Annotated in this window: 21 protein-coding genes; 12 read left to right on the top strand and 9 right to left on the bottom strand. The window is 62.0% G+C overall.

Going from position 1 to position 25739, the window contains the following annotated elements; translation table 11 throughout:
- Positions 1-67: 67 nt before the first annotated feature.
- Positions 68-538, bottom strand: a complete 471-nt coding sequence (locus AC2CGW_RS22460) for an RNA methyltransferase (protein ID WP_054895033.1) — start codon at positions 536-538, stop codon at positions 68-70.
- A gap of 73 nt (positions 539-611) precedes the next feature.
- Positions 612-983, bottom strand: coding sequence for a YajD family HNH nuclease (locus tag AC2CGW_RS22465; protein WP_288377749.1), 372 nt, complete (start codon positions 981-983; stop codon positions 612-614).
- Positions 984-1115: 132 nt separating this feature from the next.
- Here AC2CGW_RS22465 and AC2CGW_RS22470 point away from each other — a divergent pair, with 132 nt between their 5' ends.
- On the top strand, positions 1116-1382 hold the full coding sequence (locus AC2CGW_RS22470) for a hypothetical protein (RefSeq protein WP_484574625.1): 267 nt from the start codon (positions 1116-1118) through the stop codon (positions 1380-1382).
- Between the two features lie 348 nt (positions 1383-1730).
- Entirely contained in the window at positions 1731-5525 is a 3795-nt protein-coding gene (locus AC2CGW_RS22475) for a hypothetical protein (protein ID WP_484574626.1), read from the top strand.
- Between the two features lie 399 nt (positions 5526-5924).
- Here the strand turns inward: AC2CGW_RS22475 and AC2CGW_RS22480 are convergent, their stop codons facing one another.
- The 3 genes from AC2CGW_RS22480 to AC2CGW_RS22490 form a co-directional block, all read right to left on the bottom strand.
- Positions 5925-8900 (bottom strand): type III effector HrpK domain-containing protein, encoded by a 2976-nt coding sequence (locus AC2CGW_RS22480; RefSeq protein ID WP_484574627.1) that lies wholly within the window; start codon positions 8898-8900, stop codon positions 5925-5927.
- Positions 8901-9291: 391 nt separating this feature from the next.
- Positions 9292-9765: a cyclic nucleotide-binding domain-containing protein gene (locus tag AC2CGW_RS22485; protein ID WP_186666913.1), complete on the bottom strand. Its 474-nt coding sequence runs from the start codon at positions 9763-9765 to the stop codon at positions 9292-9294.
- Positions 9766-9864: 99 nt separating this feature from the next.
- Positions 9865-11907, bottom strand: coding sequence for a S9 family peptidase (locus AC2CGW_RS22490; protein WP_411384005.1), 2043 nt, complete (start codon positions 11905-11907; stop codon positions 9865-9867).
- A 171-nt stretch (positions 11908-12078) separates the two neighbouring features.
- Between AC2CGW_RS22490 and AC2CGW_RS22495 the strand changes: the two genes are divergently transcribed.
- The 3 genes from AC2CGW_RS22495 to AC2CGW_RS22505 are packed head-to-tail and all read left to right on the top strand — an operon-like array spanning position 12079 to position 13900.
- Positions 12079-12585: an MFS transporter gene (locus AC2CGW_RS22495; RefSeq protein ID WP_186709780.1), complete on the top strand. Its 507-nt coding sequence runs from the start codon at positions 12079-12081 to the stop codon at positions 12583-12585.
- A 16-nt stretch (positions 12586-12601) separates the two neighbouring features.
- A complete protein-coding gene (locus AC2CGW_RS22500; RefSeq protein ID WP_054895027.1) occupies positions 12602-13369 on the top strand; it encodes a class II glutamine amidotransferase in 768 nt (255 codons plus the stop codon).
- A gap of 9 nt (positions 13370-13378) precedes the next feature.
- Positions 13379-13900: a DUF2937 family protein gene (locus AC2CGW_RS22505; RefSeq protein WP_484574628.1), complete on the top strand. Its 522-nt coding sequence runs from the start codon at positions 13379-13381 to the stop codon at positions 13898-13900.
- A gap of 81 nt (positions 13901-13981) precedes the next feature.
- On the opposite strand, the gene AC2CGW_RS22510 is transcribed toward AC2CGW_RS22505, so the two are convergent.
- Positions 13982-14893: a LysR family transcriptional regulator gene (locus AC2CGW_RS22510; protein WP_484574658.1), complete on the bottom strand. Its 912-nt coding sequence runs from the start codon at positions 14891-14893 to the stop codon at positions 13982-13984.
- Positions 14894-15043: 150 nt separating this feature from the next.
- Between AC2CGW_RS22510 and AC2CGW_RS22515 the strand changes: the two genes are divergently transcribed.
- From AC2CGW_RS22515 to AC2CGW_RS22530, 4 genes are read left to right on the top strand one after another with little or no spacing between them, the layout of a single operon-like run.
- The gene (locus AC2CGW_RS22515; RefSeq protein ID WP_186666909.1) at positions 15044-16330 is read left to right on the top strand and encodes an MFS transporter; all 1287 of its coding nucleotides are present in this window, start codon (positions 15044-15046) and stop codon (positions 16328-16330) included.
- Positions 16331-16339: 9 nt separating this feature from the next.
- Positions 16340-17116 carry a 5-oxoprolinase subunit PxpA gene (locus tag AC2CGW_RS22520; protein ID WP_186709781.1) on the top strand — a complete coding sequence of 259 codons (777 nt, stop codon included), beginning with the start codon at positions 16340-16342 and terminating at the stop codon, positions 17114-17116.
- Positions 17117-17126: 10 nt separating this feature from the next.
- Positions 17127-17822 (top strand): 5-oxoprolinase subunit PxpB, encoded by a 696-nt coding sequence (gene pxpB, locus AC2CGW_RS22525; RefSeq protein ID WP_186722135.1) that lies wholly within the window; start codon positions 17127-17129, stop codon positions 17820-17822.
- Positions 17819-18736, top strand: coding sequence for a 5-oxoprolinase subunit C family protein (locus AC2CGW_RS22530; RefSeq protein WP_484574629.1), 918 nt, complete (start codon positions 17819-17821; stop codon positions 18734-18736). The genes pxpB and AC2CGW_RS22530 overlap by 4 nt, the downstream gene beginning before the upstream one ends.
- Before the next feature lie 162 nt (positions 18737-18898).
- Here AC2CGW_RS22530 and AC2CGW_RS22535 read toward each other — a convergent pair whose 3' ends face one another.
- The 3 genes from AC2CGW_RS22535 to AC2CGW_RS22545 all read right to left on the bottom strand — a co-directional run bounded on the left by AC2CGW_RS22535 (position 18899) and on the right by AC2CGW_RS22545 (position 22217).
- The gene (locus AC2CGW_RS22535) at positions 18899-20077 is read right to left on the bottom strand and encodes a vWA domain-containing protein (protein ID WP_054895021.1); all 1179 of its coding nucleotides are present in this window, start codon (positions 20075-20077) and stop codon (positions 18899-18901) included.
- A 10-nt stretch (positions 20078-20087) separates the two neighbouring features.
- Positions 20088-20933: an AAA family ATPase gene (locus tag AC2CGW_RS22540; RefSeq protein ID WP_054895020.1), complete on the bottom strand. Its 846-nt coding sequence runs from the start codon at positions 20931-20933 to the stop codon at positions 20088-20090.
- 210 nt (positions 20934-21143) lie between these two features.
- Positions 21144-22217 (bottom strand): DUF748 domain-containing protein, encoded by a 1074-nt coding sequence (locus AC2CGW_RS22545; RefSeq protein ID WP_186666904.1) that lies wholly within the window; start codon positions 22215-22217, stop codon positions 21144-21146.
- Positions 22218-22352: 135 nt separating this feature from the next.
- Between AC2CGW_RS22545 and cysK the strand changes: the two genes are divergently transcribed.
- The 3 genes from cysK to AC2CGW_RS22560 all read left to right on the top strand — a co-directional run bounded on the left by cysK (position 22353) and on the right by AC2CGW_RS22560 (position 25718).
- Positions 22353-23327 carry a cysteine synthase A gene (cysK, locus tag AC2CGW_RS22550; protein ID WP_186709782.1) on the top strand — a complete coding sequence of 325 codons (975 nt, stop codon included), beginning with the start codon at positions 22353-22355 and terminating at the stop codon, positions 23325-23327.
- A 179-nt stretch (positions 23328-23506) separates the two neighbouring features.
- Positions 23507-24442, top strand: coding sequence for an aspartyl/asparaginyl beta-hydroxylase domain-containing protein (locus AC2CGW_RS22555; protein WP_063543682.1), 936 nt, complete (start codon positions 23507-23509; stop codon positions 24440-24442).
- A gap of 394 nt (positions 24443-24836) precedes the next feature.
- Positions 24837-25718: a DMT family transporter gene (locus AC2CGW_RS22560; protein ID WP_186709783.1), complete on the top strand. Its 882-nt coding sequence runs from the start codon at positions 24837-24839 to the stop codon at positions 25716-25718.
- Positions 25719-25739: the final 21 nt, after the last annotated feature.

Raw genomic sequence — 25739 nt, forward strand, 5'->3', positions numbered from 1 at the left:
TGTGGGTTGGTACATCAGCTGACCTTGGAGGCTGCCCCGGCGTTCAGTGCAATTACCCTGATCCCCGTTACTTGAACTTGGGCCCGGAGCGAGTATTCAAGCCCTTGGCCAGCCGGTCATACAGCACCACATTGACCGTCGCGGCCAGGTTCATGCAGCCCTGGGTGGGGATGTAGATGGTTTCTTCGCACCAGGCGCGTACGCTTTCGTCGAGGCTGCCGTCCTCCGGGCCGAAGATGTAGATCGCCCGATCCGGATGGGTGTATTCGGGCAGCGGCCGTGCGCCGTCGACCAGCTCCACTGCCACTGGCGTGCAGCCCAGCGGGATGATGCGCTGCAGGTCGTCGATGCCGATCAGCGGGATGTCGTAGTGCACCCGCTTGGTGTCGGTGACGAAGTCGCGGGCGCGCTCGTAGCGTTTGCCGGTGTAGAACACCGAGTTGACGCCATAGCAGCCTGCCGCTCGCATCACCGAGCCGACGTTTTCAGCAGATTTTGGGTTGAACAGGCCGATGCAGCTGTACCGTTTGTTCGCCACGAGTCGGGGCCCTTCGCAAAAAAAGAGCGCGATTATACGGGCTCGCCGACGCCGTGGGCGGATGAATCGACGGTCAGTCCTTCTTCATCAGGGCAGCCAGGCCGGCGAAGGGGTTGTGCGTGGCGACATTGGTTTTCGGCGTGCTCAGCGAGCCCTCGCCGAAATACTGCTGGTCGGTATAGCGCGAATGCTCGTTGTCGTGGCAGTACAGGCACAGCAACTCCCAGTTGGAGCCATCCTGGGGGTTGTTGTCGTGGTTGTGGTCGCGGTGGTGCACGGTCAGTTCCGACAGGCGCTTGCCGGAGAACTCACGGGCGCAGCGCCCGCAGACGTGCGGGTACATCTTCAGTGCCTTGTCGCGGTAGCCCATTTCCTTGTCGCGCTTGGCGTCGGCGAGGATGCGGTCGAGGCGGGCGGTGGCGGCGGAGGTGGAGGCCGAGCTCATGGTGTTACCTTTTTCGTTATCAGGGCAATGACGGTTATGGCATTGAGTCTAGCGCGCCTGCGGGCCTGGCGGACAGGCAAAAGCGCGCAATTGGGCGTAGCCTTTAGGCAGGTTCCGGACGGGAGGTTAACGATGTTGCCTGTGATCCTTGCCACGCTGCTCCTGCTTTGCGCCCCGCTGGCTGATGCCGCCGGGCAGCCTTCGGGAAGCATCACTCCGGTGCCAGGTGCACCGGGCACGCCCACGCCCACACCTTACCCGCAGATCACCCCGAGTACGCCTCCCAAGGCCGGCAGCCGTCAGCCTGGCGCGCCGCTGCTGCCGCCGATGCCACTGCCGGGCCCGCCAAAGGATCAGCCTTTACGGGTGGGGCCAGAAGGTGAAAGCAAAACTAAGTGAACCTCTTGCGGCTCGTTTATAGCGCATGTGAAACGTGCGCAAGGCGTCGAATCCTGCATCAGGATCGGTTGCTTGATGGAGGGGGCACCATGGTTGGGGCTGGCTGAAGCGCAAATATGGGCGTGTCCTTTGACGGCTTGAGTTTCTGTTTGTCCGCAGGCTGGAGTATGACTTTCACAAAAATTTAATATTGCCAATTTTCATGAAATCTTGTGAAGAACAGTTGGTGCGTTTGGTGCGGGCGGGAGGGGATGTAGTATCGTAATTACGCATATGGGGGAACCAAATTAATTACGATAATTGAGGGTAAGGACTCCAATGACTACAGGGCCCATCCAACGGCTTGGCATGCTTGCCGCGAAACCAATATATGACTTCGATCGCGCATTGGAAAGTGCAGCCGCCCCGAAAAAAGACACACCGAAAGACCCTGGGAAGGACGTCGCGACTCCCGCGTTCGGCGAGTATAAGCATATTGAGGTCGTCGAGGATAATAAGCGGCTGACCTACACCACGCTTGACGGCAAGCAGGTAGTCGTAGACAAGGCGCTGGACCCCGAGTTGTATAAGGTTGTATTGGCCGATTACCGTACGCTCGAAGCAATGAAAGATGGATTTACGTTGTCTCGGGATAATGATGATGTGCTGATGTTTCTGGATTATAACGACCCCAGTAAGGTTGACCGTCGGCATGAGCACGAGGGTGTCATCATGTTCGAGTTCGGTGCCAATAAGATGGTGATCAATGAGCGCCTGACGCCGGACACATTCAAACGATTCAGCCGTTTGAAGCACCTTCAGCAATCGCCCTCATCGGGTGAACTCGTCAATCCCTCCTACAAGCTCCCGCTGGCGACTGCCGATTACAAGTCCATCCGTGTGCTGGAGGAAGGCGTCGTGCAGGCGGAGATGACCGCTGGGAAAACCTATGTGGTCTCTCGCGATCTCACTCCGTCGCAGTTCGCCCAGTTGGAATCCATTGGTAAAGCGAAATCCGCGCTTGAAACCTTCAAGGGCCAAGGTTACGAGTTGGTCAACGAACTGCCGAAGTCAGTGGATCCAAACAAGCTGAAGATTGATGCTGTCGATAAAGAAACCGGGGTGATCGCTTTCGAGTATGACAGCAAGCGCTACGCGATTTCGAAACTCGATGCCCTCGACTGGGACATGGCGCATGCTGAAGACCTTGTGCCGCAGCCCGGCATATATCTCGATGGTTGGATACAACGACCGACGGCTTCAGAAACGGTAGGTGGGACGAAGCTTATCGACACACTGCTCGATTTCCATGCGGTCAGTGGCACGCCGGCTGAACAGGCTTTCAAGGATGCGTATGATAAAGACCTGCGGGTAGTCGATGATGCTCAGCCGGTACCCAAGCTGGCACAGATCGAATCTATCGAAGTCTCTGGCGAAGGGGTTCTCATGGTCAAATGGGGCCGGGGGGACACGCAAGTGGTGCTTGAAGCGACTGCGCCAGCCGCCTATGAGCGGTTTATGCAAATGCACAGCACGCTGGAGGGCATAAGTGCTGCTGAGAAAGAAGGTTTCCGACTCGCGGGCAATGATGATTATCTGTCGTCCACTGAAGATGTCAAAGACATTGGTGTCCCCGATCAATTGGGTCAAGGGCTCATCACTTATGTCGTGCACAAGCCGGGTGGGGAAGAGCAGAAGTTTGTGGTGTCGGCTGATTATAATCCTGCGCTTCATGCCCAGTTATTAGAGGCCGCTACTGCCAAGCAGATGTCGCCCGAGGTGCTGAGCGAACTGCGGACTACGTATAATATACCCGCGGACAGTGAATTATCTGTCGATACGCTAGCGACTACCGAGAAAGATGAAAAAGGTAACCCCCTCAGCCTGCAAGACTTGCAATTCAAGCTTATGTACGATGAGTACAAAGCCGGTGTTGAGAGCGGCAGTATCGACAAGAACGATCCGCGCGCAAAGTTTATTCGTGCACTCGATGCCAAGAGCCGAGTCGAAAACGGTATGCCGATTGTGCCCCATGGCAGCGTCGATACCATCTTCGTGGCGCCTGGAGAGCCCATGTGGCTCGAGTCGCGTGATGTGCGCGACACCATATTCGATGCCAGAGCCGTGGATGAGGCACTTGCCAAGGGCATCAGCGATCCTCAGATCCAGAAAGACCTGGAACGTTTCAAGAGTGAAGCACGTTCGAAGGTCGAGGGCGGCGAGGAGAAAATCAACGCTGTGGAGCAGCGGCTCGAGGCCCTCGCAGGCTCCGATGATCTGCGTCTCTATCTGAAAGCGCTGGAGGATGCAGGCCAAGGCGATGCTGCAAAAATGGAGGTGCAGAGGATCTATATGGGGCTTGCGCATTTCGATGTGCAGAAGGCCGATGACTTCGTGCGAGACCTCAGCCGTGACGGGTTGCTCATGGAACTCGACAAGATCATGGGCGACCCTGGCAGCGTCAGTGCCGAAAATGCGGCTCTTGCAGGCTCCGATACTACCAATTTCGTTCTTCGTGCAATGCGCGCCGCTGGCGACATGCCCTCGCACCTCATAAATGCCTACGAAACAACATTCCAGAAAATCTATCAAAACAAGGCGACCGCCGCCGACATCGACAAGGTATGGCGTGAGCTGGGTGAAACCGCCAAAGTCCGAGAACTGACCACCGACGACGTTCGTGCCGCAATGGACAAGACCGAAAGCTTCAAAGCTTCCGGTTTCTCACCCTTGTCGGCGAGTGAAAAAAGCAATGTATTCACAATGTTCGCTCATCTTAAAGACGCCGGCGTATTAGGCTCTGTTTCCGGGACGATGGGGCTCATACGCGGTATTTATCAGTTGGTCGGCAACCCCACCAACCTTGCGGCGACAGCGGAAGGGCGATTGGTCATCGCTTCGGATTTCGTGACCTTCCTGAGTTTTTCCAATGGCTTCATGACGTTGGGCAGTAAGACCTACGACAGTCTCTTTAATACTCATACCAACGCCAAGTTCGGCTTGAGCACACCGATTCAGGATTTGTTGTGGGGGGCGGACCCGACCGTGACCTATCCTCTGGGCGCTGCTGGGCTCCAGGACGAGCTCCATAAACTCACTGCCGTCGAGCAGCGGAACGCGCTTAAAGAACTTCCTTTCGATCCGGATTTACTGGATGCAGACGCTCGCGACACCCGTGATGTTTTCCGTGACCTGCCCTTCGATGATGATGTAGACCCGCGGTCTAGCGGAGGAGGGTTAAATCCAGATGCGGACCGTCGAGATATTTTCCGAGATCTGCCCTTCGATGATGATGTGGATCCGCGGCCTCAAGGAGGCGTAAGTGCAGACGCGGACCGTCGAGATATTTTCCGAGACCTGCCCTTCGATGACGATGTGGATCCGCGGGTAAATCCAAACGTGGACCATCGAGATATCTTCCGAGACCTGCCGTTCGATGATGATGTCAGCCCCACACAGACCCCTTCGGAAAAGCGACTAACCCCTAGCCAGATCGAGAGCTTCAGCCGCGGTATGATAAATGGCGGTGGAGTCAAGTATGGCGTCAGCGCCAGCGTGGGGTATCGAATCGCCGGCAGCGTCTCACGCTTCTTAGGTGCAGGCGGCGACTTCGCTGGCGGCGTCATAGGTATCGTTTTGGGCGCATTTGGTCTGCGCGGTGGTATCCAGTCCGGCGACAAGCTGCAGATTGCTGCTGGCTCGTTAGGCATCGTCGGGGGGCTAGGTTCGACCGTCGCTGGTTTAGGGAGTATTGGTAGCGCTTTCGGCATTACTGGAACACTGGGGCGGGTGCTTTCTTTTGCGGGGCCGCTTGGGTTTATTACCGGCGCCGCGATGGGTTTCGTTGGCGCATTCCTCAGCATCGCCCGTAGCGAACAACTGAAGAAAATGTCCCAACGTGATTGGAAAGACATCGAAGACTTCAAGAACGACGGTCTTTTAAAAGAAGGCGGCGACGAAGCCTATGCGTGGGTGCAGACCTACATGCATAACTGGGGGCAGCGCGATTCGCCTAAAGACCAGAGCATATTCGATTTTCGATCCGATGAGTGGGAGCGCCGAGAGACGCGTAGGACACTTGACCACGAAAACTATGCTGGCGACGGTGATAATGCGTGGCAGACCGAGTTCCCAGAACCCAGCGCAGGTAACTTCGTCCAGTGAACGTAAATTTCATTCGGCAGGTCATGCAAACAAAATAACTGTTCAGGATGCAGCCAACGTAACGTTCGCTTGGTGGCAAAGTGATCGTGTGCAGTCGCCTGGGCACTCCTTGCACGGCGGCTGACGTCGGTTGTTTCACCTGGCAAAGCGCTCGGCTTGCGAGCTGAAAACTCGTCGCTGAGCCTCTTGCCGCTCCAGTGATACTACCGAGCAGGCTTGCCCGCCTGCTTGGTAGCACACTGGGATCAGTCGCGTGCTCGACTTTTCTTTACGATCAGTGCCTCAATCCGGCCATTTGCGCACTGCCTTCGCGCCCGGATCATACGGCTTGATCAGGTGATCAAACGCTGTCACCGCACCTTTGCCCGTTGTGGAGGCCTTGAACGCCTCATCAACACCTCACTCATCAGGTCCTGGCCAACGCTCGACCGGAATGTCCTTGATCGTCCCACCCTCCACCCCGTCGATGCCATAGCGCTCCAGCGCATCGCCCAGCACATCACCGAATTTGTCCGCATTGACCTGCTGGCGGCCTTCCTTGACCAGTCCTGGAACGATCGACGCCAGCACCGCTACACCAGCGCCCAGGAAACCCAACACACCGGCAGTGCCAGCCAGTGCAGGCAGGAACCGGGGCAGGTTCGCGCCAAGCAAGCCCAAGCCTCCCTCGACCGCGGATGCCGTTCCGGCCAGCACACTTAGCGAACCAGCAGTGATACCAAAGCCGCCCGTCAACTTGTCGCCACGACGGATCGCGTTAACCGCGTCCAAGATGCCATAGGCCCCAGCCGCGATGCTGGCGAGGCCGCCAATACCCTTGGCAGCCTCCTCGAAGTTCTTGGCGATAGCCTTGGCGTGCTTGCCGTCCTTGATGTTGTCCCTGACCTTGTCGAGTTCATCGCCCTGCAGGCCGTCGAGGGTGTCCTCGCCCTTTTTGATTGCCGTGTTCAGGTACTCCTGATACCCCTTGCTGCCACCTTCGATCAGAACCGTGACGGTCTGCACCGTACCGGTGGTGATGTCGACGATGTTGCGATCGGTCAGGTTACCGCCAGTCTGCGCGCCGCGAGCTATCGTGACCCCTGCCAGGAACAGGCCGCTGACACCGTGCAGCACACCACTGTTGTAGCCACTCTTGATATCGCCAGCGGGATCGAAATCCGACAGCTTGCCGAACTTGTCCAGGGCCTTGATACCCTGACGCAGTTGATCCCAGTTGCCTCGGAAGCCTGCCAGTATCTGATCGGTGGTAGCCACGCTGCCGTCTTCATTGACCAGTAGCTCGGGACTTTCGCTGCGCACTTGATCGATCAGCTTGCGCACTTTGTCTTCGTCAAGTTCGTCGCCGCCTTCCTTGCCGAAGGCTAGCTTGAGGTCTTCGAAGGTGGCGCCCTTGAACAGGTTTTCCTGAGCGATGGTGGAGAAGTTTTCGTTGAGCTGCTGGTCGAACTGGGCTGTGAACTGCGGGTCCAACGCAGTGTTGTACAGCGCTACTTCCAGGCTGAACTCAGCGGCGGCATGCTCCGGGGGGTTGTCCCTGAGCAATTCGCGCATGCGCTCACCCGTTGCCAGCTGGTCCTTGTAGAAGGTTTTGAACTCCTCCACATGTGCAGACTTGCCGACCGAGTCCTGGATCGCCTTGGCATCGTCGATACCGAGCATCGACTGCAAGCTGGTGGCGGTAGCGTAGAAGTTGGTCAGCGCAGTTTGCTGCGAGGTCTTGCCATCCTTGGTCGCAGCTTCCCACGCCTGGTCCAGCGCTTTGCCGGACTTGATTTCGTCTTCATAGGTCGTGCTGACTGCTGCCTTCAAGCCGGGGTTGTCGTTGAACAGCGTGTTGACGGCGTCATCCCCGGCCTTCTTCAGGTACTCGGCAGTTTCGTTGTCGTTCTGCAGGATAGCCATGTGCTTGTTGATGTCCTGCAGGACCTTGTCCGGCTCCCAGAAAACCCCGGAGCGACTGGCGATCGACACCTTGCCATAGTCGTCGCCCCACATGCCGGCATTGGCACCATCGATTACCAGCTTCTGAGCGCGCTGTAGGTCCAGCAGTACTGCAGCTTTTTCCTCGGCGGTGTACTTCTCCGGTTGCTCGAATACATCAGCGCCCAGCTTGCTGGTGTCGACGCCTGCGGTAATGTTCCCGCCCGCAACGCTGGTAATGAGGCTGGTGAGGGTTTGTGCGTCGACCGGTGCTGAGCCCTTGAGCCAAGTCTGGATATCGTTGCGACTGATCTTGCCGTCTGCGGTGTCTGCCAGAGGGCTGCCAGCCGTGTCGAGCATGCGATAAGCCCCCGGCTGGGAGAAAAAGTTCAGAGCTTCCTTCTCTTGCTGGCTCAATTGCGGGTTGGTAGCCAGGTAGTCCTTGATGTTCTGCTGGCGCAGCGTGTCGTCGCCACCGGTCTTGCCGACGATGGAGTCGAACTTCGCATCAAGTATCGCGGCGTATTGGGCGATCTGCCTGGAGCCGGCATCAGCGCCGGAATGAGTCTTGAGGTATTCCTTGTAGCTGGCGATGTCATCGCTGGCCTGGGCCTTGGGCAGCGCTTTGAAGCCATGTTTGCCAAAGTCCTGCAGGCGTCCGGCCTCGGTGCCGTGGCGCGCTTCGCCGCTGTTGGTGAAGCCGTCGATGCTGGTATTGGTGACGTCCTTACCGAAGAGTGGGTTACCTTTGTCATCAAAGCCGACGACCCGGTCGAGCACCTGAATGGCGCGCAAAGCGGCATCTGGATCAGTTTCGAAATCGCCCACCCGCTCCTTGAGCGCATCCTTGACCCCGCTCTGGTTACCAAGCTTGGCCAGTAGGGGGTTGTCGTCGATGATGTCCCGGGCTGAACGCTTGTCGTCTTCAGGGCGTTCCCAGACGATCCCTGCCATCTCTGCTTCTTCCCGTGCTTTGCTGTCATCACTGACGTTGCCAGGATGTTGCAGCTCCCCTTTGAGGCTGTCGAAGCCGTATTTGCCGAAGTCCTGCAAGCGTCCGGCCTCGGTGCCGTGGCGGGCTTCGCGGTCTTTGGTGAAGCCGTCGATGCTGGTGTTGTTGACGTCCTTGCCCGCCAGACGCTCACCGTTTTCGTCGAAGCGCACCACATGGTCGAGCACTTGGCTGGCCCGGTAGGCGGCGTCGGCGTCGTTCTCGAAATCACCAACGCGCTCTTTGAGCATGTCCTTGACCCCACCCTGATTGCCGAGCTTGTTCAGCAGCGGGGAGTCATCAATGATTTCCTGTGCAGTGCGCTTGTCGTTTTCCGGACGCTGCCATTCGATGCCCGCACCTTTGGCCTTGGCAAGGTCGACCGCATCGCCCCATCCAGAGCTCGTGTTTTGTTTCGTGAGTTGTTTGAGCTCAAGGATACGTGCGACCGGTGTGAACATGCACAGGTTCTCCTGAAAAAGGTCAAGTTACGGAAGTCGTTTAAGCCGAGTTGACGTACAGGAAATAACATGAAGATGTCCGTGTAATGACAGTGAGTAACTTCATATTGATATCATTCAGGCGAGGCACTACGGATTATCGAGCGCGCGGGGTTGTAAAAGTTGTGAAGTGCAACTGCAAACTTCAGCAGTAACGAGGAGGGTGTTGGCAACATCAATCAAAGATCTTGCGCTCATTTATTCGATAGAGCCTTGGGCGTGCCTGGCGCGCGACACCCAGCTGTTCGATTCAGGCGGAGCATGTGCAGATCAGGCTGCGCCTCGGATGCTGGCGCGTCGGTTTGCCAATTGATGTTGTCTACACCCTCCCAGGCCTCACTGAAACAGAGCGCTAGACTTGTTGCGAGAGGCGCTGGCCGTCCTGCATGCGCAGGCGTTTCGACAACGCCACCGCCAAGGCGCGGATGATCCGTGCGGCGATGCGCGGTGCGTCGTTGAGCATCTTGTCCAGCGAGTCCTTGCCCAGCGTCAGCAACTGGCAGTCACTGGCCGCCACGCAACTGGCCGAGCGACGTTCGCCGTCGAGCACGGCCATTTCGCCGAAGGCCCGGCCCTTGCGCAAGATCGCGATCTCGACTTGCTGGCCGTTGCCGTTGGTCTTGCGCACCGACACCGCGCCGCGGTGCAGGATGCACATGAAGGTGCCGGCGTCACCTTCGGCGAAGATGGTCTGGCCCTCGGTCATCGCCGCGATGGCGAAGTAACCGGCGACGGCCTGGAAGTCGCTGGGCTGCAGGCTGTCGAATAAGCCGCAGTCCATGAGCATGTCGCGGATTTCGGCGCTGAGGAGGCTTGGGTCGGGCATGTGTTGTTCTTCGTGTCGTCCGGTATTTGAGAGCTTCCACAGACCCTGCGGGAGAGGCCGCAGGGTGTGCGAGAACTCTATGACAACAAGAAATGCGATTTACACCACGCCCAACTCATTGAAGACGAACGCATATTCCAGGGCCACGTCTTTCAGCCCCTGATAGCGTCCGCTCATGCCGCCGTGGCCGGCGCCCATTTCGGTCTTGAGCAGCAGCAGGTTGTCGTCGGTCTTGCGGGTGCGCAGGCGCGCCACCCACTTGGCCGCCTCCCAGTACTGCACGCGGCTGTCGTTGTAGCCAGCCACCACCAGCATGGCCGGGTAGGCCTGGGCCTTGACGTTCTCGTAGGGGGCATAGGCCTTGATGCGTGCGTACACCTCAGGCTCTTCGGGGTTGCCCCACTCGTCGTACTCGGTGACGGTCAGCGGCAGCTCGGGGTCGAGCATGGTGTTGAGCACATCGACGAAAGGCACCTCGGCGATGGCGCAGCGGAACAGCTCCGGACGCTGGTTGAGCACCGCGCCCATCAGCAGGCCGCCGGCGCTGCCGCCGCTGATGGCCAGTTGCTCGGTGCGGGTGACGCCCTGGGCGATCAGGTGTTCGGCACAGGCGATGAAGTCGTCGAAGCTGTTCTGCTTGTGCTCCTGCTTGCCAGCGCGGTACCAGGCTTCACCCAGCTCGCCGCCGCCACGCACATGGGCGATGGCAAAGGCCACGCCGCGTTCGAGCAGGCTCAGGCGGGCGTGGGAGAACCAGGGGTCGAGGCTCTCGCCATAGGCGCCGTAGCCGTAGAGGTACAGCGGCACTTCGCGGTCCAGGTCCTGGCGGCGGCGCACCAGGCTGATCGGCACCTGGGTGCCGTCCTTGGCGGTCGCCCATAGGCGTTGGCTGACATAGTCGTCGGCATCGAAGCGACCGAGTACCGGGGTCTGCTTGAGCACCTGCTGCTCACCACTGGCCAGCTCCAGCTGGCGAACCTGGGCCGGGCGGTTGAGCGCTTCGTAGCGCAGGCGGATGCGCGTGCTGGAAAACTCCAGGCTGTCCTGCACGTAGAGGCTGTAGGCGGCGTCGGGCAGTTCGACGCGATAGGCCGGCAGGCCCTGGGGGCGGACTTCGATGATCGGCAGGCCGCCTTCACGCAGGCTCAGCGACAGCGCCGAAGCGTTCAGGCTCAAGCCTTCGAGCATGATGTCGTCACGGTGCGGCACCAGTACCTGCCATTGTGCGCGGCTGGGCACCTGGTCGGCCGGGGCGTGGAACAGGGCGAAGTTGATGCCGTCCTGGTTGCTGCGGATGAACCAGCGCCACTGGCCATCGAGCTGGCCGTGGTCGGGGAAGTACTCGTGGCCCTCGACCCGCGGCGCCAGGCAGGTGAAGTCGGCCTGTGGCGTGGCGGCATCGAGTACCCAGGCTTCGCTGGTGGTCTTGCTGTTGAGCAGCAGCACCAGTTGGCGCTCGGAACTTGCGCGGTAGCAGTGCAGGAAGAAGCGCCCATCGGGCTCTTCGAACACGGTGCTGGCGTCGCTTTCGCCCAGGGTGTGGCGGCGCAGGCGCCACGGGCGGTGGGTGTCGTCCAGTTCGGCGAAGAACAGCGTGCGGCTGTCGTTGGCCCAGGTCAGGCTGCCGTCGCAGTCGTCGAAGGGCAGGGTGGTGACGCTGCCGCTTTCCAGGTCCTTGATGTACAGGGTGTAGACCTCGTCGCCGCTGGTGTCGAGGCTGTAGGCCAGCAGGCGATGGTCGGGGCTGACATTGAACGCGCCCAGGGCGAGGAAGCCGCCGTTGGCCAGGGCGTTGGGGTCGAGCAGCAGTTGCTCGGCGCTTTCGTCGACGCGGTTGCTGTCGTCGGCCGGGCGCGGGCAGCGGTAGTGGCGCGGGTATTCGTCGCCTGCCGTGGTGCGGGTGTAGTAGAGGTAGGGGCCCCAGGGGGAGGGGAGCGACAGGTCGGTTTCGAGGATGCGGCCCTTGATTTCTTCGAACAGCTGTTCGCGCAGCTCGGCCTGGTCGGCGAGGCAGGCTTGCTGGTAGGCGTTTTCCTGCTCCAGGTAGGCCAGCACTTCGGGGGTGTCGCGTTCCTGCAGCCAGGCGTAGGGATCGGCGGCTTGGGCGGGGCGGGCGATGGGGGGCTTGGGTCTGGTATGCATGGGATGTCCGTGGTTTGGTGGCGTCTGTGCCGGCCTCTTCGCGAGCATTGCCGGTCTGCGGGAGCGGGCTTGTCCGCGAAGAGGCCGCTCAGGCTTCATAGAGGGAAGAGGCGCCTGTGCCCGTAAAAGTGTTTATCATAGGCATCTCTTTGCCTGCCTTGCACGGACACCATGATCGAACAAGACTACACACTGGCCTGGGGCCTCTACGCTGTCGCCGCCCTGGGCTGCCTGCTGGTGGCCTTCAAGTTCACCGGCTGGATGTGGCGCTGGCTGCGCGAGCCGCTGCGGGTGATCGTTGCCGTGCTGCTGTTCACTCCCACCATTGTCGACCCGGTCAAGGACAGCTTTGCCCCGGCCATTGCCATCACCGCCCTGGACCTGGCGTTCAAGGTGGGCAACAACGCCTGGCGCGCAGCCTCGGACCTGGCGATGTACGGCATGATCGCCTTTGGCCTTTACCTGCTGTTCGTGCTGGTGCGCTGGCCACTGGAAAAACGCGCTGGCGAGCGCCGCGAGAAGGTCGAGGCCGCCGCCAAGCGCCAGGCGGCCGAAGACGATGCGGTGATGGCCGATGCGCCCGTCGCCGATCGTCGCGATCGCTACCGTGAAGAGCCACCTGCTGCCCCGGTGCGTCGCCCGGGCAATGGTGGCGGCCGCGTCGAGCCACGGATCTAGGACGGAGCCCTCGCCAATGTGTGAATTGCTGGGCATGAGTGCCAACGTCCCCACCGATATCGTCTTCAGCTTCACAGGCCTGATGCAGCGCGGCGGGCGTACCGGGCCGCACCGCGATGGCTGGGGCATTGCCTTCTACGAAGGGCGTGGCCTGCGCCTGTTCCAGGACCCGGCCGCGAGCAGCGAGTCGGAGGTGGCCAACCTGGTGCAGCGTTACCCGATCAAGAGCGAAGTGGTTATTGGCCATATCCGCCAGGCCAACGTCGGCAAGGTCTGCCTGTCCAACACCCACCCCTTCGTGCGTGAGCTGTGGGGGCGCAACTGGTGCTTCGCGCACAACGGCCAGCTCGCCGATTTCAGTGGCGAGAAGACGTTCTACCGCCCGGTCGGCGACACTGACAGCGAAGCCGCCTTCTGCGACCTGCTCAACCGCGTGCGTGCGGCATTCCCCGAGCCCGTCGAGGTCGAGGCGCTGCTGCCGGTGCTGGTCGAGGCCTGCGCAGGCTACCGCGCGAAGGGCGTGTTCAACTGCCTGCTCAGCGACGGCGACTGGCTGTTCTGCTTCTGTTCGACCAAGCTGGTACACATCACCCGACGCGCGCCTTTTGGTGCCGCGCGGTTGAAGGATGTCGACCTGATCGTGGATTTTCAATCGGAAACCACACCCAATGACGTGGTCACGGTGATCGCCACCGAGGCCCTGACCGAAAACGAGACCTGGCAGCGTTACGAGCCGGGTCAATGGGCCCTGTGGCGGCACGGCGAGTGCGTCGCCAAAGGCTAAGGACAGAGCATGTTCAGAAGTTACCTGCGTTTGCTGCTGTTCACCTTCGGCCTGCTGGCCGGTGTCCAGGTGCCCGGCCTGGTCAAGGACTACAGCCAGCGGGTCGAGGCGCACATGCTCGAGTCGCGCGAAGCGCTGGCGGGCTTCCAGGAAACCGCCGAGCGCTTCTTCAAGGGCGATCTGCAGGCGTTGGTGCGCCATTACCGTACCAGCGACGACCCGGTGTTCAACAGTGACGCCAACAGCATCGAAAGCCTGATGATTCGCAACCAGTTGCTGGAAAACGAATGGCAGGCGCTGCAAGGCAGTTGGGCCAGCCGCAGCTGGCATGTGCTGGTGCAGGCCGATCCGCAGCTGCGCGAAGAGACGCTCAAGGGCTATAGCTACCAGATCCTGCTGGTGCCCGAGGCGATCGGCTGGGGGATTGCCTGCGGCTTCCTGCTGGCGTTCCTGGTCGAGAGCCTGTTGCTGGGGATCGGTTGGGTGATCCTGGGCGGGCGGCGTCGGGCGGTGAAGGAAAGCTGGCGCTAGGCTGCCGGTATTTCGTTGCCGGGGCGGGCCTCATCGCGGGACGAGTCGCAGCGATGAGGCCGAAACTGACACATCCCTGGCTCAGACCAGCACGATCCGCTGCACCCCCACATCCTGCGCATAGCGCTCCAGCACCTGCCGGCACAACCCTACCACCTCGTCCACCAGCTCCACCCCGGTCTGCCACGACACCACCAGCTCCAGGCTAGGCGGTGGCTGCAGCCCGGTCAGCAGCACCAGTTCGCCGCGTGCCAGCTCTGCGGCGACCAGCGCCGGGGGCAGGGCGCCGATGCCGAAGCCGTCGCGCAGCAACCGGGTGATGGCCGACACCGAGTTCACGCAGTTCAGCCGCGGCGTCTCGCTCCCCGCGCTCTGCAGCAGGCTGAACACCTCCTGGTGCGGCCGTGAGTTGCGCGAAAAGGTGATGATCCGCTCGCGCGCCAGTTCGGCCAGCGACGCATAGTCGCGATGGTGCGGTGAGCCGGTGGCGACGATCCAACCCATCGGGTAGCGCGCAAGGTCCAGGCTGCGGATGCTTTCCTGGCGCAGCAGGTCGGTCTGCAGGATCACGTCGAGAAAACCCTTCTGCAACTGGTCGCGCAGGTTCAGCGAGGTGTCGGCGACCAACTCGATTTCCACCTGCGGGTAGCGCTCGGTCAACTCGGCCACCAAGGCGCTCATCCAGGTGTGGATCACCGTGTCCATGACCCCCAGGCGGATCCGACCGACCACGGCCCGTTCGCCGCCCAGCGACTGTTTCATCGCCATGGCGGTGTCGAGCATGCGCTCGGCGTACTCCAGCACCTTGCTGCCTTCCGGGGTCAGGCTGACGCCGCGCGAGTCGCGCAGCAGCAGCTTCACGCCCAGGTCGGCCTCCAGCGCGGCGATGCGGCTGGACACCGAGGCCTGGGTGGTGAACAGCTTCTCGGCCGTGAGGCGAAAGCTCTTGAGCCGGGCGACCCAGACGAAGGTTTCGAGAAATCGCAGGTTCATCGTGTGCTCGCAGGGCAGGGCGATCAGGTTTTCTTGTTCCAGACCGACGGTTTTTCTCGTTGGACGCAGGTTGCGCGGGCTTTGAACAATAGCGTCCAGGCCGCGACCACGCAGTCGTTCCTCAAACAATACCAACAAGCCGAGGCATCCATGAACCCCACCGGCGTACAGCAGCAGGCACCCGCCCGATCTTCGGGCGGGCCCTTTGCCTGGTACCGTGACATCGACTCCCAGCAACGACGCACCTTCTGGAGCTGCAAGATCGGCTATGGCCTGGACGGCATGGACACGCAGATGCTCAGCTTCGTCATCCCCACCCTGATCATGATCTGGGGCATCAGCACTGCCGAAGCCGGCCTGATCCACACCAGCACCCTGATCGCCTCGGCCATCGGCGGCTGGGTCGCCGGTATCCTCTCCGACCGCATTGGCCGCGTACGTACCCTGCAACTGACCGTGCTGTGGTTCGCCTTCTTCACCTTCCTCTGCGGCTTCGCCCAGAGCTACGAGCAGTTACTGATCGCCCGCACCCTGATGGGCTTTGGCTTCGGTGGCGAGTGGACCGCCGGTGCAGTGCTGATCGGCGAGGTGATCCGTGCCCAGGACCGCGGCAAGGCAGTGGGCATGGTGCAATCGGGCTGGGCCATCGGCTGGGGCCTGACCGCGATCCTCTACGCCTTGTTGTTCTCCTGGCTGCCGGCCGAACAGGCCTGGCGTGCGCTGTTCCTGCTCGGGTTGTTGCCGGCGATCTTCGTGATCTTCGTGCGCCGCATGGTCAAGGACCCGGAGGTCTACCGCGAAGCCAAGAGCGCGGAAAAGCCTGAAGCGCCTTCGCACTTCTACGAAATCTTCGCCTCCGGCATGCTCTGGACCACGATCCGCGCTTCGCTGCTGACCACCGGCGCCCTGGGTGGCTACTACGCCATCACCTCGTGGCTGCCGACCTTCCTCAAGAACGAGCGTGGCCTGAGCGTGCTGGGCACTGGTGGCTACCTGGCCATGGTCATCGTCGGCTCCTACATCGGCTATGTGATCAGCGCCTACCTCAGTGACCTGCTGGGGCGTCGCAAGAATTTCATCCTGTTCGCGGTGGGTTCGTTCGTCATTGTCCTGCTGTACACGCAGATGCCGGTCAGTGACGGCGTTATGTTGTGGCTGGGCTTCCCGCTGGGCTTCTTCGCCTCGGGCATCTTCAGCGGCATGGGGGCGTTCCTCACCGAACTGTTCCCCACGCGCATCCGCGGCTCGGGGCAGGGCTTCTGCTACAACGTCGGCAAGGTGCTGGCGGCGATGTTCCCGCTGCTGATCGGCCTGCTCGGCGAGAAGATCCCGTTGGGCCTGGGCATCGGCGCATTCGCTGCGGTGTCCTATGGCATCGTGATCGTCGCCGCCCTGAGCCTGCCAGAAACCCGCGGCAAAGAACTGAAGGCGCGTTAAGGTAGACCTATGAACAGCACAACAGGAGTTCGACAGGTGAACCGCCTGCTTCTCAATTGCGACATGGGCGAGAGTTTCGGCAACTGGCGCATGGGCCTGGACGCCGAGGTCATGCCCTTCGTGGACTGCGCCAACATCGCCTGTGGCTACCATGCCGGCGACCCCGGCACCATGCGCCGCACCGTGGCCTTGGCGCTGCAGCATGGCGTGACCATCGGTGCGCACCCGGCCTACCCGGACCTGGTCGGCTTCGGCCGCCGCTCGATGGCCTGCAGCGACGACGAGATTCGCGACCTGCTGCACTACCAGATCGGCGCCCTGGACGGCATCTGCAAGGTGCTCGGTGGCCGCGTGGCCTACGTCAAGCCGCACGGCGCGCTGTACAACGACATGATGGCCGACCCGCAGAAGCTGCGCGCGGTGCTGGAGGCTGTGGCCGCTTATGACGCAGACCTGCCGCTGATGCTGATGGCCACCGCCGACGACAGCGCTGCACAGGCCCTGGGCGACGAGATCGGGGTGCCGCTGTGGTTCGAAGCGTTCGCTGACCGCGCCTACACCGCCAGCGGCCACCTGGTGTCGCGTCGCCTGCCCGGTGCCGTGCACCATGACCCGGCCCTGGTGGTCGAGCAGGCCGTGCGCCTGGCCCGTGGCGAGGCATTGGTGGCCAATGATGGCAGCGCGCTGCGGCTCAATGCTGCCACCTTGTGTGTGCATGGCGACAACGAAAGCTCGGTGGCTGCGGTGCGGCAGATCCGCCAGGCCCTCGACGCGTTGCAGGCATGAGGATGTCGCGATGAAGCCACGTATCGAAGTGGTGGCGATCGACAGCCTGATGGTGCGGCTGTTCGACACCATCGATGAGGGCAACATGCCGTGGATCCTCGCCGCCAGCCAGCGCCTGCGCGCAGCGTTCGGTGAGCACCTGATCGACCTGGTGCCGTCCTACACCACGCTGATGCTGCAGTCGGACCTGGCGCCAGGTGAGGCGCGCGCGCGAATTGGCCAGGCGCTGGAAGGCTTGCAGCCGGATACAGGCCACAGTGGTCGGCGTCACGAGATTCCGGTGTGGTACCACGCCAGCGTCGGCCCGGAGCTTGCGCTGCTGGCCGCACGCAGTGGCCTGAGCGAAGACGAGGTGATCCGCCTGCACTGCGCGCGTGACTACCCGGTGTTCGCCCTGGGCTTCGCACCGGGGTTCGGTTTCATGGGGCTGGTGGACGAGCGTCTGGCCACGCCGCGCCTGAGCACACCGCGCAAGCGTGTCGCAGCCGGTAGCGTGGGCATCGCCGAGCGGCAGACGGCGGCTTACCCTGCGGTGTCGCCGGGGGGCTGGAACCTGATCGGGCGCACGCCGGTGCGTCTGTTCGACCGCGAGCGTGATGGCTACAGCCTGCTGCAGCCGGGGGATCGGGTACGTTTCGTGGCGGTGTCGCACACCGAATTCATGGCATTGGGCGGCGATGACCGTCCGTTGGAGGCGCTGGCATGAGGCTGTTGAGGATCGAAGCCAGCAACGCGCTGTGCCAGCTACAGGACGCCGGGCGCCTGGGTGTGCGGCATCTGGGTGTGACCCAGGGCGGAGCGCTGGACTGGGTGGCGATGAACTGGGCCAACTGGCTGCTGGGCAATGCCCTGGACGCGCCAGTGGTGGAGGTGGCGCTGGGTGGTTTGAGCCTGCTCGCCGAGCAGGACTGTGTGCTGGCCCTGACCGGCGCCGATCTGGACGCCAGGATCGACGACCAGCCGCTGGCGCCCTGGCGCAGCTTCGCCCTGCACAAGGGCCAACGGCTGACGCTGCGGCAGCCGCGTCAGGGGGTACGTGCCTACTTGGCGGCACCGGGCGGTTTTGCCGGCGAAGCCGTGCTGGGCAGTTGTTCGACGGTGGCGCGTGAAGCGCTCGGTGGCATCGAGGGGTGCGGCGAGGCGCTGGCCAAGGGGCAGGCTCTGCGCTTTGCCGAGGGCGCCCCGGCCTTGCGTGAAGTACCCGAAGCCTTGCGTCCGCTGTATCCGGCCAAGCCGGTACTGGACCTGGTGATGGGCGCGCAGATCGGCGACTTCAGCGGCACCAGCCTGTTCGAGGCCTTCAACAGCGACTGGACGCTGGACAGCCGTGCCGACCGCATGGGCAGCCGCCTGTTGGGGCCGCAACTGGTCTACCAGGGCGCGCCGATGATTTCCGAAGGTATTCCGCTGGGCGCCGTGCAGGTGCCGCCGGATGGGCAGCCGATCGTGCTACTCAATGATCGCCAGACCATTGGCGGCTATCCGCGGCTGGGGGCGTTGACGCCGCTGGCGCTGGCGCAGTTGGCCCAGTGCATGCCGGGGGCGGTGGTGCGGTTTCGGGCGGTGGTGCAGGAGACGGCCTGGCGGGAGCAGCAGCGGTATCTGCAGCGCTGGGCGTGAGCTTTCGGGCGCTATCGCGGGGCAAGCCCACAGATAACCCACTGTTCGCAGGGACGGTAGGGTATCTGTGGGAGAAACTGTTTTGTTCAAAATCTAAAGGCCAGCCCAATCCCTGTGGGAGCGGGCTTGTCCCGCGATAGGGTCGGTACAGACGCCGCGAACCTATTTGGACAGATACCTCATCGCTTCTTCCAACCCCTGCAAGGTCAGCGGGAACATTCTGTCCTCGACCAGCTCACGCACCAGCTGGGTGGAGGCGGTGTAGTTCCAGGTCTGTTTCGGGTAAGGATTGATCCAGACGATCTTCCTGAATTTCTCCATGAAGCGCTGCATCCACACATACCCGGCCTCTTCGTTCCAGTGCTCGACGCTGCCGCCCGGCTGGGTGATCTCGTAGGGCGCCATCGCCGCATCGCCGACGAACACCACCTTGTAGTCATCACCGTACTTGTGCAGCAGGTCGAAGGTGGAAAAACGCTCGGAGGTGCGGCGCAGGTTGTTCTTCCACACCGATTCGTAGACGAAGTTGTGGAAGTAGTAGTACTCCAGATGCTTGAACTCGGTCTTGCAGGCCGAGAACAGCTCTTCGCACACTTTCACGTGGGCATCCATCGAGCCGCCGATATCGAACAGCAACAGCAGCTTGACCGTGTTGCGCCGTTCCGGACGCATCTGGATGTTCAACAGCCCGGCATCGCGGGCGGTGTGGTCGATGGTGCCGTCGATGTCGAGCTCCTCGGCGGCGCCCTCGCGGGCGAACTTGCGCAGGCGACGCAGGGCCAGCTTGATGTTGCGCGTGCCCAGCTCGACCTGGTCGTCGAGGTTCTTGTACTCGCGCTGATCCCAGACCTTGACCGCCTTGCCCTGACGCTTGCCGGCCTCGCCGACGCGGATGCCCTCGGGGTTGAAACCGCCCGAGCCGAACGGGCTGGTGCCGCCGGTGCCGATCCACTTGTTGCCGCCGGCGTGGCGTTCCTTCTGCTCCTCGAGACGCTTCTTGAATTCCTCGATCAGCTTGTCGAGCCCGCCGAGCGACTGGATCTGCGCGCGCTCTTCATCGCTGAGCGAGCGTTCGAACTCCTTGCGCAGCCATTCTTCGGGGATCAGCGCTTCCAGATGGCGGTCGAGGTTTTCCAGGCCCTTGAAATAAGCCGAGAAGGCGCGGTCGAACTTGTCGAAATGGCGCTCGTCCTTGACCAGGATTGCCCGCGCCAAATAGTAGAACTCGTCCATGTCGGCGAATACCACACGCTGCTGCAGGGCGTTGAGCAGGTCGAGCAGTTCGCGCACCGACACCGGCACCTTGGCCGCGCGCATTTCATTGAACAGGTTGAGCAGCATGGCCAGCCCCTCAGCGGTTGCCGCGACGGCTCATGAAGGCCAGGCGCTCCAGCAGTTGTACGTCCTGCTCGTTCTTGACCAGGGCACCGGCCAGCGGCGGGATGGCCTTGGTCGGATCGCGCTCGCGCAGCACCGCCTCACCGATGTTGTCGGCCATCAGCAGCTTGAGCCAGTCGACCAGCTCGGAGGTGGAGGGCTTCTTCTTCAGGCCCGGCACCTTGCGCACGTCGAAGAATACGTCCAGCGCCTCGCTGACCAGCGACTGCTTGATGTTCGGGTAGTGCACATCGACGATGCGCTGCAGGGTTTCGCGGTCGGGGAAGGCGATGTAGTGGAAGAAGCAGCGGCGCAGGAAGGCGTCGGGTAGCTCTTTTTCATTGTTGGAGGTGATGATGATGATCGGGCGCTGTTTCGCCTTGATGGTCTCGTCGATTTCGTAGACGTAGAACTCCATCTTGTCGAGTTCCTGCAGCAGGTCGTTGGGGAACTCGATGTCGGCCTTGTCGATCTCGTCGATCAGCAGGATCACGCGCTCATCGGCCTCGAAGGCTTCCCACAGCTTGCCTTTCTTCAGGTAGTTGCGCACATCGTGGACCTTGTCCACGCCCAGTTGCGAGTCGCGCAGGCGGCTCACCGCATCGTACTCGTAGAGGCCCTGGTGGGCCTTGGTGGTGGATTTGATGTGCCAGGTGATCAGGCGTGCCCCGAAAGATTCGGCCAGTTGCTCGGCCAGCATGGTCTTGCCGGTGCCCGGCTCGCCCTTGACCAGCAGCGGGCGTTCGAGGGTGATGGCCGCGTTGACCGCCAGCTTCAGGTCGTCGGTGGCGACGTAGTTGCGGGTGCCTTCGAATTTCATGGAGCCGATCCTCTGCGGGGTGTCGGTGCTGGCTTTTTCGCGGGCAAGCTGGCTCCTACAGGGGAGAGTACCTTGTGGGAGCGGGCTTGCCCGCGAAAAGGCCGACACCGAGAACTCATGTCTATGATGTGTCCCCGACTATAACGCGGCCCCAGGCGGCTGCAAACGCAGACCGGGTATTCAGTCCCTGAATGGCCCGTCACCCCGGTTTCAGTCAGCCTTGGGTGGCGGCTGCTCGTAGCGGGCGTTGAATGCCTGGACGAAACCATTGCGCAATATCTGCAGGAACGCCTCGAATGCGCTGATGTTCTGTTGATGCACGCTGCCACTGAGCTCGACGCGGGTGGCGAACTGATTCTTCGGCTGGTTCTTCAGCACCGTTTCACTGGCACCGACCACCGCCTCCCAGATCGAGCGGAAGAAGCCTTTGTCCTTGTCTTCGACATCCTGCTGCCAGTCGAACACATCGACATCGCGCAGCAACGGCTTGATATAGCCGTTGAGCCTACCGTTCTCGGCCTGGGCCTCGATCACCAGGTCGCCGTGCCCGGCATTGAAATCGAACTTGCCATAGGCGCTGGCGAAGTCATTGAGTCGACGCAGTTCCAGGCCCTCGGCGCGCAGGCGGAACTCGAAGTCGTCGAAGTCGCTGAACGGATCGAAGGTGGCGCGGCTTTCGACCTTGGCATCTCCGGCGATCAGGGCGGTGGCCTCGAAGCTGGCGTCACGCCGACCCTTTTCGTCGCGCACGTTGGTCAGGTTGCGGATGCTGGCCTGAAGCTGGATGGCCTTGAGGTCCACCGGCGGCTTGGAGTTGAAGTTGCGAAAGGTCAGGGTGCCGTTTTCGATGCGCACTTCGTTGAGCGTAATCGGCAGCAGTTTCTCCAGTTGCTGGCGCCAGTCGGTGCCCTGGCCGGTCTGCGAGTTCTGTTTGCTGCCGCCATCGACGAAGTTGAGCTCGGGCCGCACGAACGCCACCTCGGCGACCACGGCCTGGTCGTACCACAGCGCATGCCAACTGACCGACAGGTCGATCAGCGGCGCATCGAGCAGCGGCACGGGCACCTTGCCGGTGGTCTTGACGATCTTCAGCCCGTTGATCTGGTAGGCACCGCGCCACCAGGCGAGATCGACGTCGGCGACCTGGCCGCGGTAGTCGCCCATGTCGGCGAGCTTGTCGTTCAGGTAGTCGCGCACCAGGTAGGGCAGGGCCAGATGCAGGGCCACCAGCAGCACGATCAGGCCGGCCAGGCCGATCAGCGGCCAGCGATAACGGGCTTTCATCGCAAGCTCTCCAGGGCAGGTTGTGCGGTTGACCGCCAGGCGCCGGGCTTGGTTCGAACGGGCTTTACGGGCTGCCGGGGCAGGCTTACCCTTGAAGCTTTCCCGCCTGTTTCCAACGATTCAAGGACCCCTGCCATGAGCCGTATCTACGCCGACAACGCCCACTCCATCGGCAACACGCCGCTGGTGCAGATCAACCGCATCGCCCCGCGCGGGGTGACCATTCTGGCCAAGATCGAAGGGCGCAATCCGGGCTATTCGGTGAAGTGCCGGATCGGCGCGAACATGGTCTGGGACGCCGAAGGTAGCGGCAAGCTCAAACCGGGCATGACCATTGTCGAGCCCACCTCGGGCAACACCGGCATCGGCCTTGCCTTCGTTGCTGCGGCGCGCGGCTACAAGCTGATTCTGACCATGCCGGCCTCCATGAGCCTGGAGCGGCGCAAGGTGCTCAAGGCACTGGGCGCCGAGCTTGTGCTGACCGACCCTGCCAAGGGCATGAAAGGTGCGATCGAAAAAGCCAACGAGATCGTCGCCTCCGATCCCGCGCAGTACTTCCAGCCAGGGCAGTTCGAAAACCCCGCCAACCCGGCGATTCACGAGAAGACCACCGGTCCCGAGATCTGGAACGACACCGACGGCGCCGTTGATGTGCTGGTCGCAGGTGTCGGCACCGGCGGCACCATTACCGGCGTGTCGCGCTACATCAAGCACACCCAGGGCAAGCCGCTGCTGTCGGTGGCTGTGGAGCCGGTGGCTTCGCCGCTGATCAGCCAGACCCTGGCCGGCGAGGAACTCAAGCCCAGCCCGCACAAGATCCAGGGCATCGGCGCAGGTTTCGTGCCGAAGAACCTCGACCTGTCGGTCGTCGACCAGGTCGAGCAGGTCACCGATGAAGAGTCCAAGGCCATGGCCATCCGCCTGATGCAGGAGGAGGGGATCCTGTGTGGTATCTCCTGCGGTGCGGCGATGGCGGCGGCCGTGCGCCTGGCGGAAAAACCGGAGATGCAGGGCAAGACCATCGTGGTGATCCTGCCGGACTCGGGCGAGCGCTACCTGTCGAGCATGCTGTTCAGCGACATGTTCAGCGAGCAGGAAAACCAGCAGTAAAGCCCAGGGGCGTCTAGCGCCCCTGCCTCAACGCTGATCCTGGGCAATGCCGACGGTTTCGGTTTGCTGCACAATCCGTGACACTGTGATCCGGTCCGGGCTGTTTTTACCCGGCCCGGATGGGTTTATCATGTCCGGCTATCTGGGGATGGCCTGATTTCCCCGTCAAGGAGTGTTGCATGACCTTTTCCTTCGTCGCCAAGGCGGGTGTCCTGCTGGTGTTCTTCGGCAGTGTGCTGTTCGTGCACCTGCGCGGCAAGGCACGCCTGCCGGTACTGCGCCAGTTCGTCAACCATTCGGCGCTGTTCGCCCCCTACAACAGCCTGATGTACCTGTTCTCCGGCGTACCGTCCAAGCCTTACCTGGACCGCCAGCGGTTCCCGGAACTGGATGTGCTCAAGGATAACTGGCAGGAGATCCGCGAAGAGGCCATGCGCCTGTTCGACGAGGGGTATATCCGCGCAGCCGAAAAAGACAACGACGCCGGCTTCGGCTCGTTCTTCAAGAAGGGCTGGAAGCGGTTCTACCTCAAGTGGTACGACAAGCCGCTGCCGTCCGCCGAGGCCCTGTGCCCGCGTACCGTCGAACTGGTCAGCAGCATTCCCAACGTCAAAGGTGCAATGTTCGCCCTGTTGCCTGGCGGTAGCCACCTGAACCCGCATCGCGACCCGTTTGCCGGCTCCCTGCGCTATCACCTGGGGCTGTCGACCCCCAACTCCGATGACTGCCGCATCTACGTCGATGGCCAGGTCTATGCCTGGCGTGACGGCGAAGACGTGATGTTCGATGAAACCTATGTGCACTGGGTGAAGAACGAAACCGACGTGACGCGGGTAATCCTGTTCTGTGACGTCGAGCGTCCGCTCAACAGCCCGCTGATGACCCGCATCAACCGCAAGGTCAGCGCGTTCCTTGGCCGCGCCACCGCGCCGCAGAACACTGACGACGAGCGGGTGGGCGGGATCAACCAGGCCTATGCCTGGAGCAAGCGCTTCAGCAACCGCATCAGCACCCATGTGAAGCAGTTCAAGCGCTCCAACCCCAAGGCCTACCGTATCCTGCGGCCGGTGCTGGCGGTGGTGGTGGCCTACCTGCTGTATCGCTGGTTGTTCTGATTCGTTGACCTCTTCGCGGGCTTGCCCGCGAAGAGGTCTGTCCGATCAATCCAGGGTGTTGCCCTGTCCCGCATTCACCGATATATTCCGAAACATCCATCTTCCCCGAAGACCTGTTCATGCCAGCCATCCCTTCCACCTCCGCCTACGTTCTCGCGCCTGTCGCGTGCGTTGTCGTGCGTGGCAGCCAGCAGCCGGCCATGATCAGTCACTACCCACCACCTGTCAGTGGCGTCGTCGGCGGCGTATCCCCGCCCCGCTGCGTGGTCGTGCTGGGCTGATCGGCGTTCTCGCCGGCCCACGCGCACTCGCAACCTACTGAACACGGTCGGCCTCTTTGCTCGCTGAAGCGCGCCCACCGTTTGGCTTTTGCCCAATACTCAGGTGGCACTACATGTCTGTCCTTTCCAAAGCATCCGTGGCCTCGGCGGCCACTACCAGCCTGTTCGTCCTGCTGTGGAGCAGCGGGGCGATCGTCTCCAAGCTCGGCCTGGCCCAGGCCAGCCCCTTCGCCTTCCTGCTGCTGCGCTCGGCCCTGGCCTTGGCAGGGCTGTTGCTGATCGGCCCCTGGCTGGGGTTGCGCTGGCCGCGCAGTCGCGGCGGTATCCTGCGTGCCCTGGGCACCGGTTGCGTGCTGCTCGGTGCGTACCAGATCTTTTACCTGCTGGCGCTCAACACCCACGTCACCCCCGGTGTCATGGCCACGGTCATGGGGGTGCAACCAATCCTCACGGTAGTGTCGATGGAGCGTCAGCGCTCATGGAGCCGTCTGTTCGGCCTGGGCCTGGGGCTTGGCGGCCTGGTGATGGTGGTCTACCAAGGCATCAACCTGGGTGGGGTTTCCCTTGCCGGGATGCTGTTTGCCCTGCTGGCACTGACCAGCATGACGTTCGGCTCGATCCTGCAGAAGCGCATCACCGACAACCCGATGGGAACCTTGCCGCTGCAATACCTCGCAGGGTTTGCCCTGTGTGCGGTGTTTGCGCCGTTTCAGCCGCTGCACGTCGAATGGAGCGCCAGCTTCGTCGGCGCCCTGCTGTGGATGGGATTGGTGGTGTCGTTGCTGGCGACGCTGCTGCTCTATCGGTTGATCGCCCGAGGCAACCTGGTCAATGTCACCAGCCTGTTCTACCTGGTGCCAGCAGTGACTGCCGTGATGGATTTCCTCATCTTCGGTAACCGCCTGGCGCCGCTGAGCCTGCTGGGGATGGGGCTGATCGTGGTGGGGTTGCTGTTCGTGTTCCGCAAGCCGGGGGTGAAGATGGCCGAGGCCTGATACCGCCTGCGGCGGTGCGTT

It is taken from the genome of Pseudomonas sp. SYWMCR5 (assembly GCF_057197165.1).

Coding starts and splice junctions, on each gene's coding strand:
- AC2CGW_RS22510 (WP_484574658.1), bottom strand. CDS start 14,893: ATGAACCTGCGATTTCTCGAAACCTTCGTCTGGGTCGCCCGGCTCAAG.
- AC2CGW_RS22470 (WP_484574625.1), top strand. CDS start 1,116: ATGTTGCCTGTGATCCTTGCCACGCTGCTCCTGCTTTGCGCCCCGCTG.
- AC2CGW_RS22475 (WP_484574626.1), top strand. CDS start 1,731: ATGCTTGCCGCGAAACCAATATATGACTTCGATCGCGCATTGGAAAGT.
- AC2CGW_RS22515 (WP_186666909.1), top strand. CDS start 15,044: ATGAACCCCACCGGCGTACAGCAGCAGGCACCCGCCCGATCTTCGGGC.
- AC2CGW_RS22500 (WP_054895027.1), top strand. CDS start 12,602: ATGTGTGAATTGCTGGGCATGAGTGCCAACGTCCCCACCGATATCGTC.
- pxpB (WP_186722135.1), top strand. CDS start 17,127: ATGAAGCCACGTATCGAAGTGGTGGCGATCGACAGCCTGATGGTGCGG.
- AC2CGW_RS22505 (WP_484574628.1), top strand. CDS start 13,379: ATGTTCAGAAGTTACCTGCGTTTGCTGCTGTTCACCTTCGGCCTGCTG.
- AC2CGW_RS22490 (WP_411384005.1), bottom strand. CDS start 11,907: ATGCATACCAGACCCAAGCCCCCCATCGCCCGCCCCGCCCAAGCCGCC.
- AC2CGW_RS22530 (WP_484574629.1), top strand. CDS start 17,819: ATGAGGCTGTTGAGGATCGAAGCCAGCAACGCGCTGTGCCAGCTACAG.
- AC2CGW_RS22520 (WP_186709781.1), top strand. CDS start 16,340: ATGAACAGCACAACAGGAGTTCGACAGGTGAACCGCCTGCTTCTCAAT.
- AC2CGW_RS22560 (WP_186709783.1), top strand. CDS start 24,837: ATGTCTGTCCTTTCCAAAGCATCCGTGGCCTCGGCGGCCACTACCAGC.
- cysK (WP_186709782.1), top strand. CDS start 22,353: ATGAGCCGTATCTACGCCGACAACGCCCACTCCATCGGCAACACGCCG.
- AC2CGW_RS22485 (WP_186666913.1), bottom strand. CDS start 9,765: ATGCCCGACCCAAGCCTCCTCAGCGCCGAAATCCGCGACATGCTCATG.
- AC2CGW_RS22535 (WP_054895021.1), bottom strand. CDS start 20,077: ATGCTGCTCAACCTGTTCAATGAAATGCGCGCGGCCAAGGTGCCGGTG.
- AC2CGW_RS22555 (WP_063543682.1), top strand. CDS start 23,507: ATGACCTTTTCCTTCGTCGCCAAGGCGGGTGTCCTGCTGGTGTTCTTC.
- AC2CGW_RS22495 (WP_186709780.1), top strand. CDS start 12,079: ATGATCGAACAAGACTACACACTGGCCTGGGGCCTCTACGCTGTCGCC.
- AC2CGW_RS22480 (WP_484574627.1), bottom strand. CDS start 8,900: ATGTTCACACCGGTCGCACGTATCCTTGAGCTCAAACAACTCACGAAA.
- AC2CGW_RS22545 (WP_186666904.1), bottom strand. CDS start 22,217: ATGAAAGCCCGTTATCGCTGGCCGCTGATCGGCCTGGCCGGCCTGATC.
- AC2CGW_RS22540 (WP_054895020.1), bottom strand. CDS start 20,933: ATGAAATTCGAAGGCACCCGCAACTACGTCGCCACCGACGACCTGAAG.
- AC2CGW_RS22465 (WP_288377749.1), bottom strand. CDS start 983: ATGAGCTCGGCCTCCACCTCCGCCGCCACCGCCCGCCTCGACCGCATC.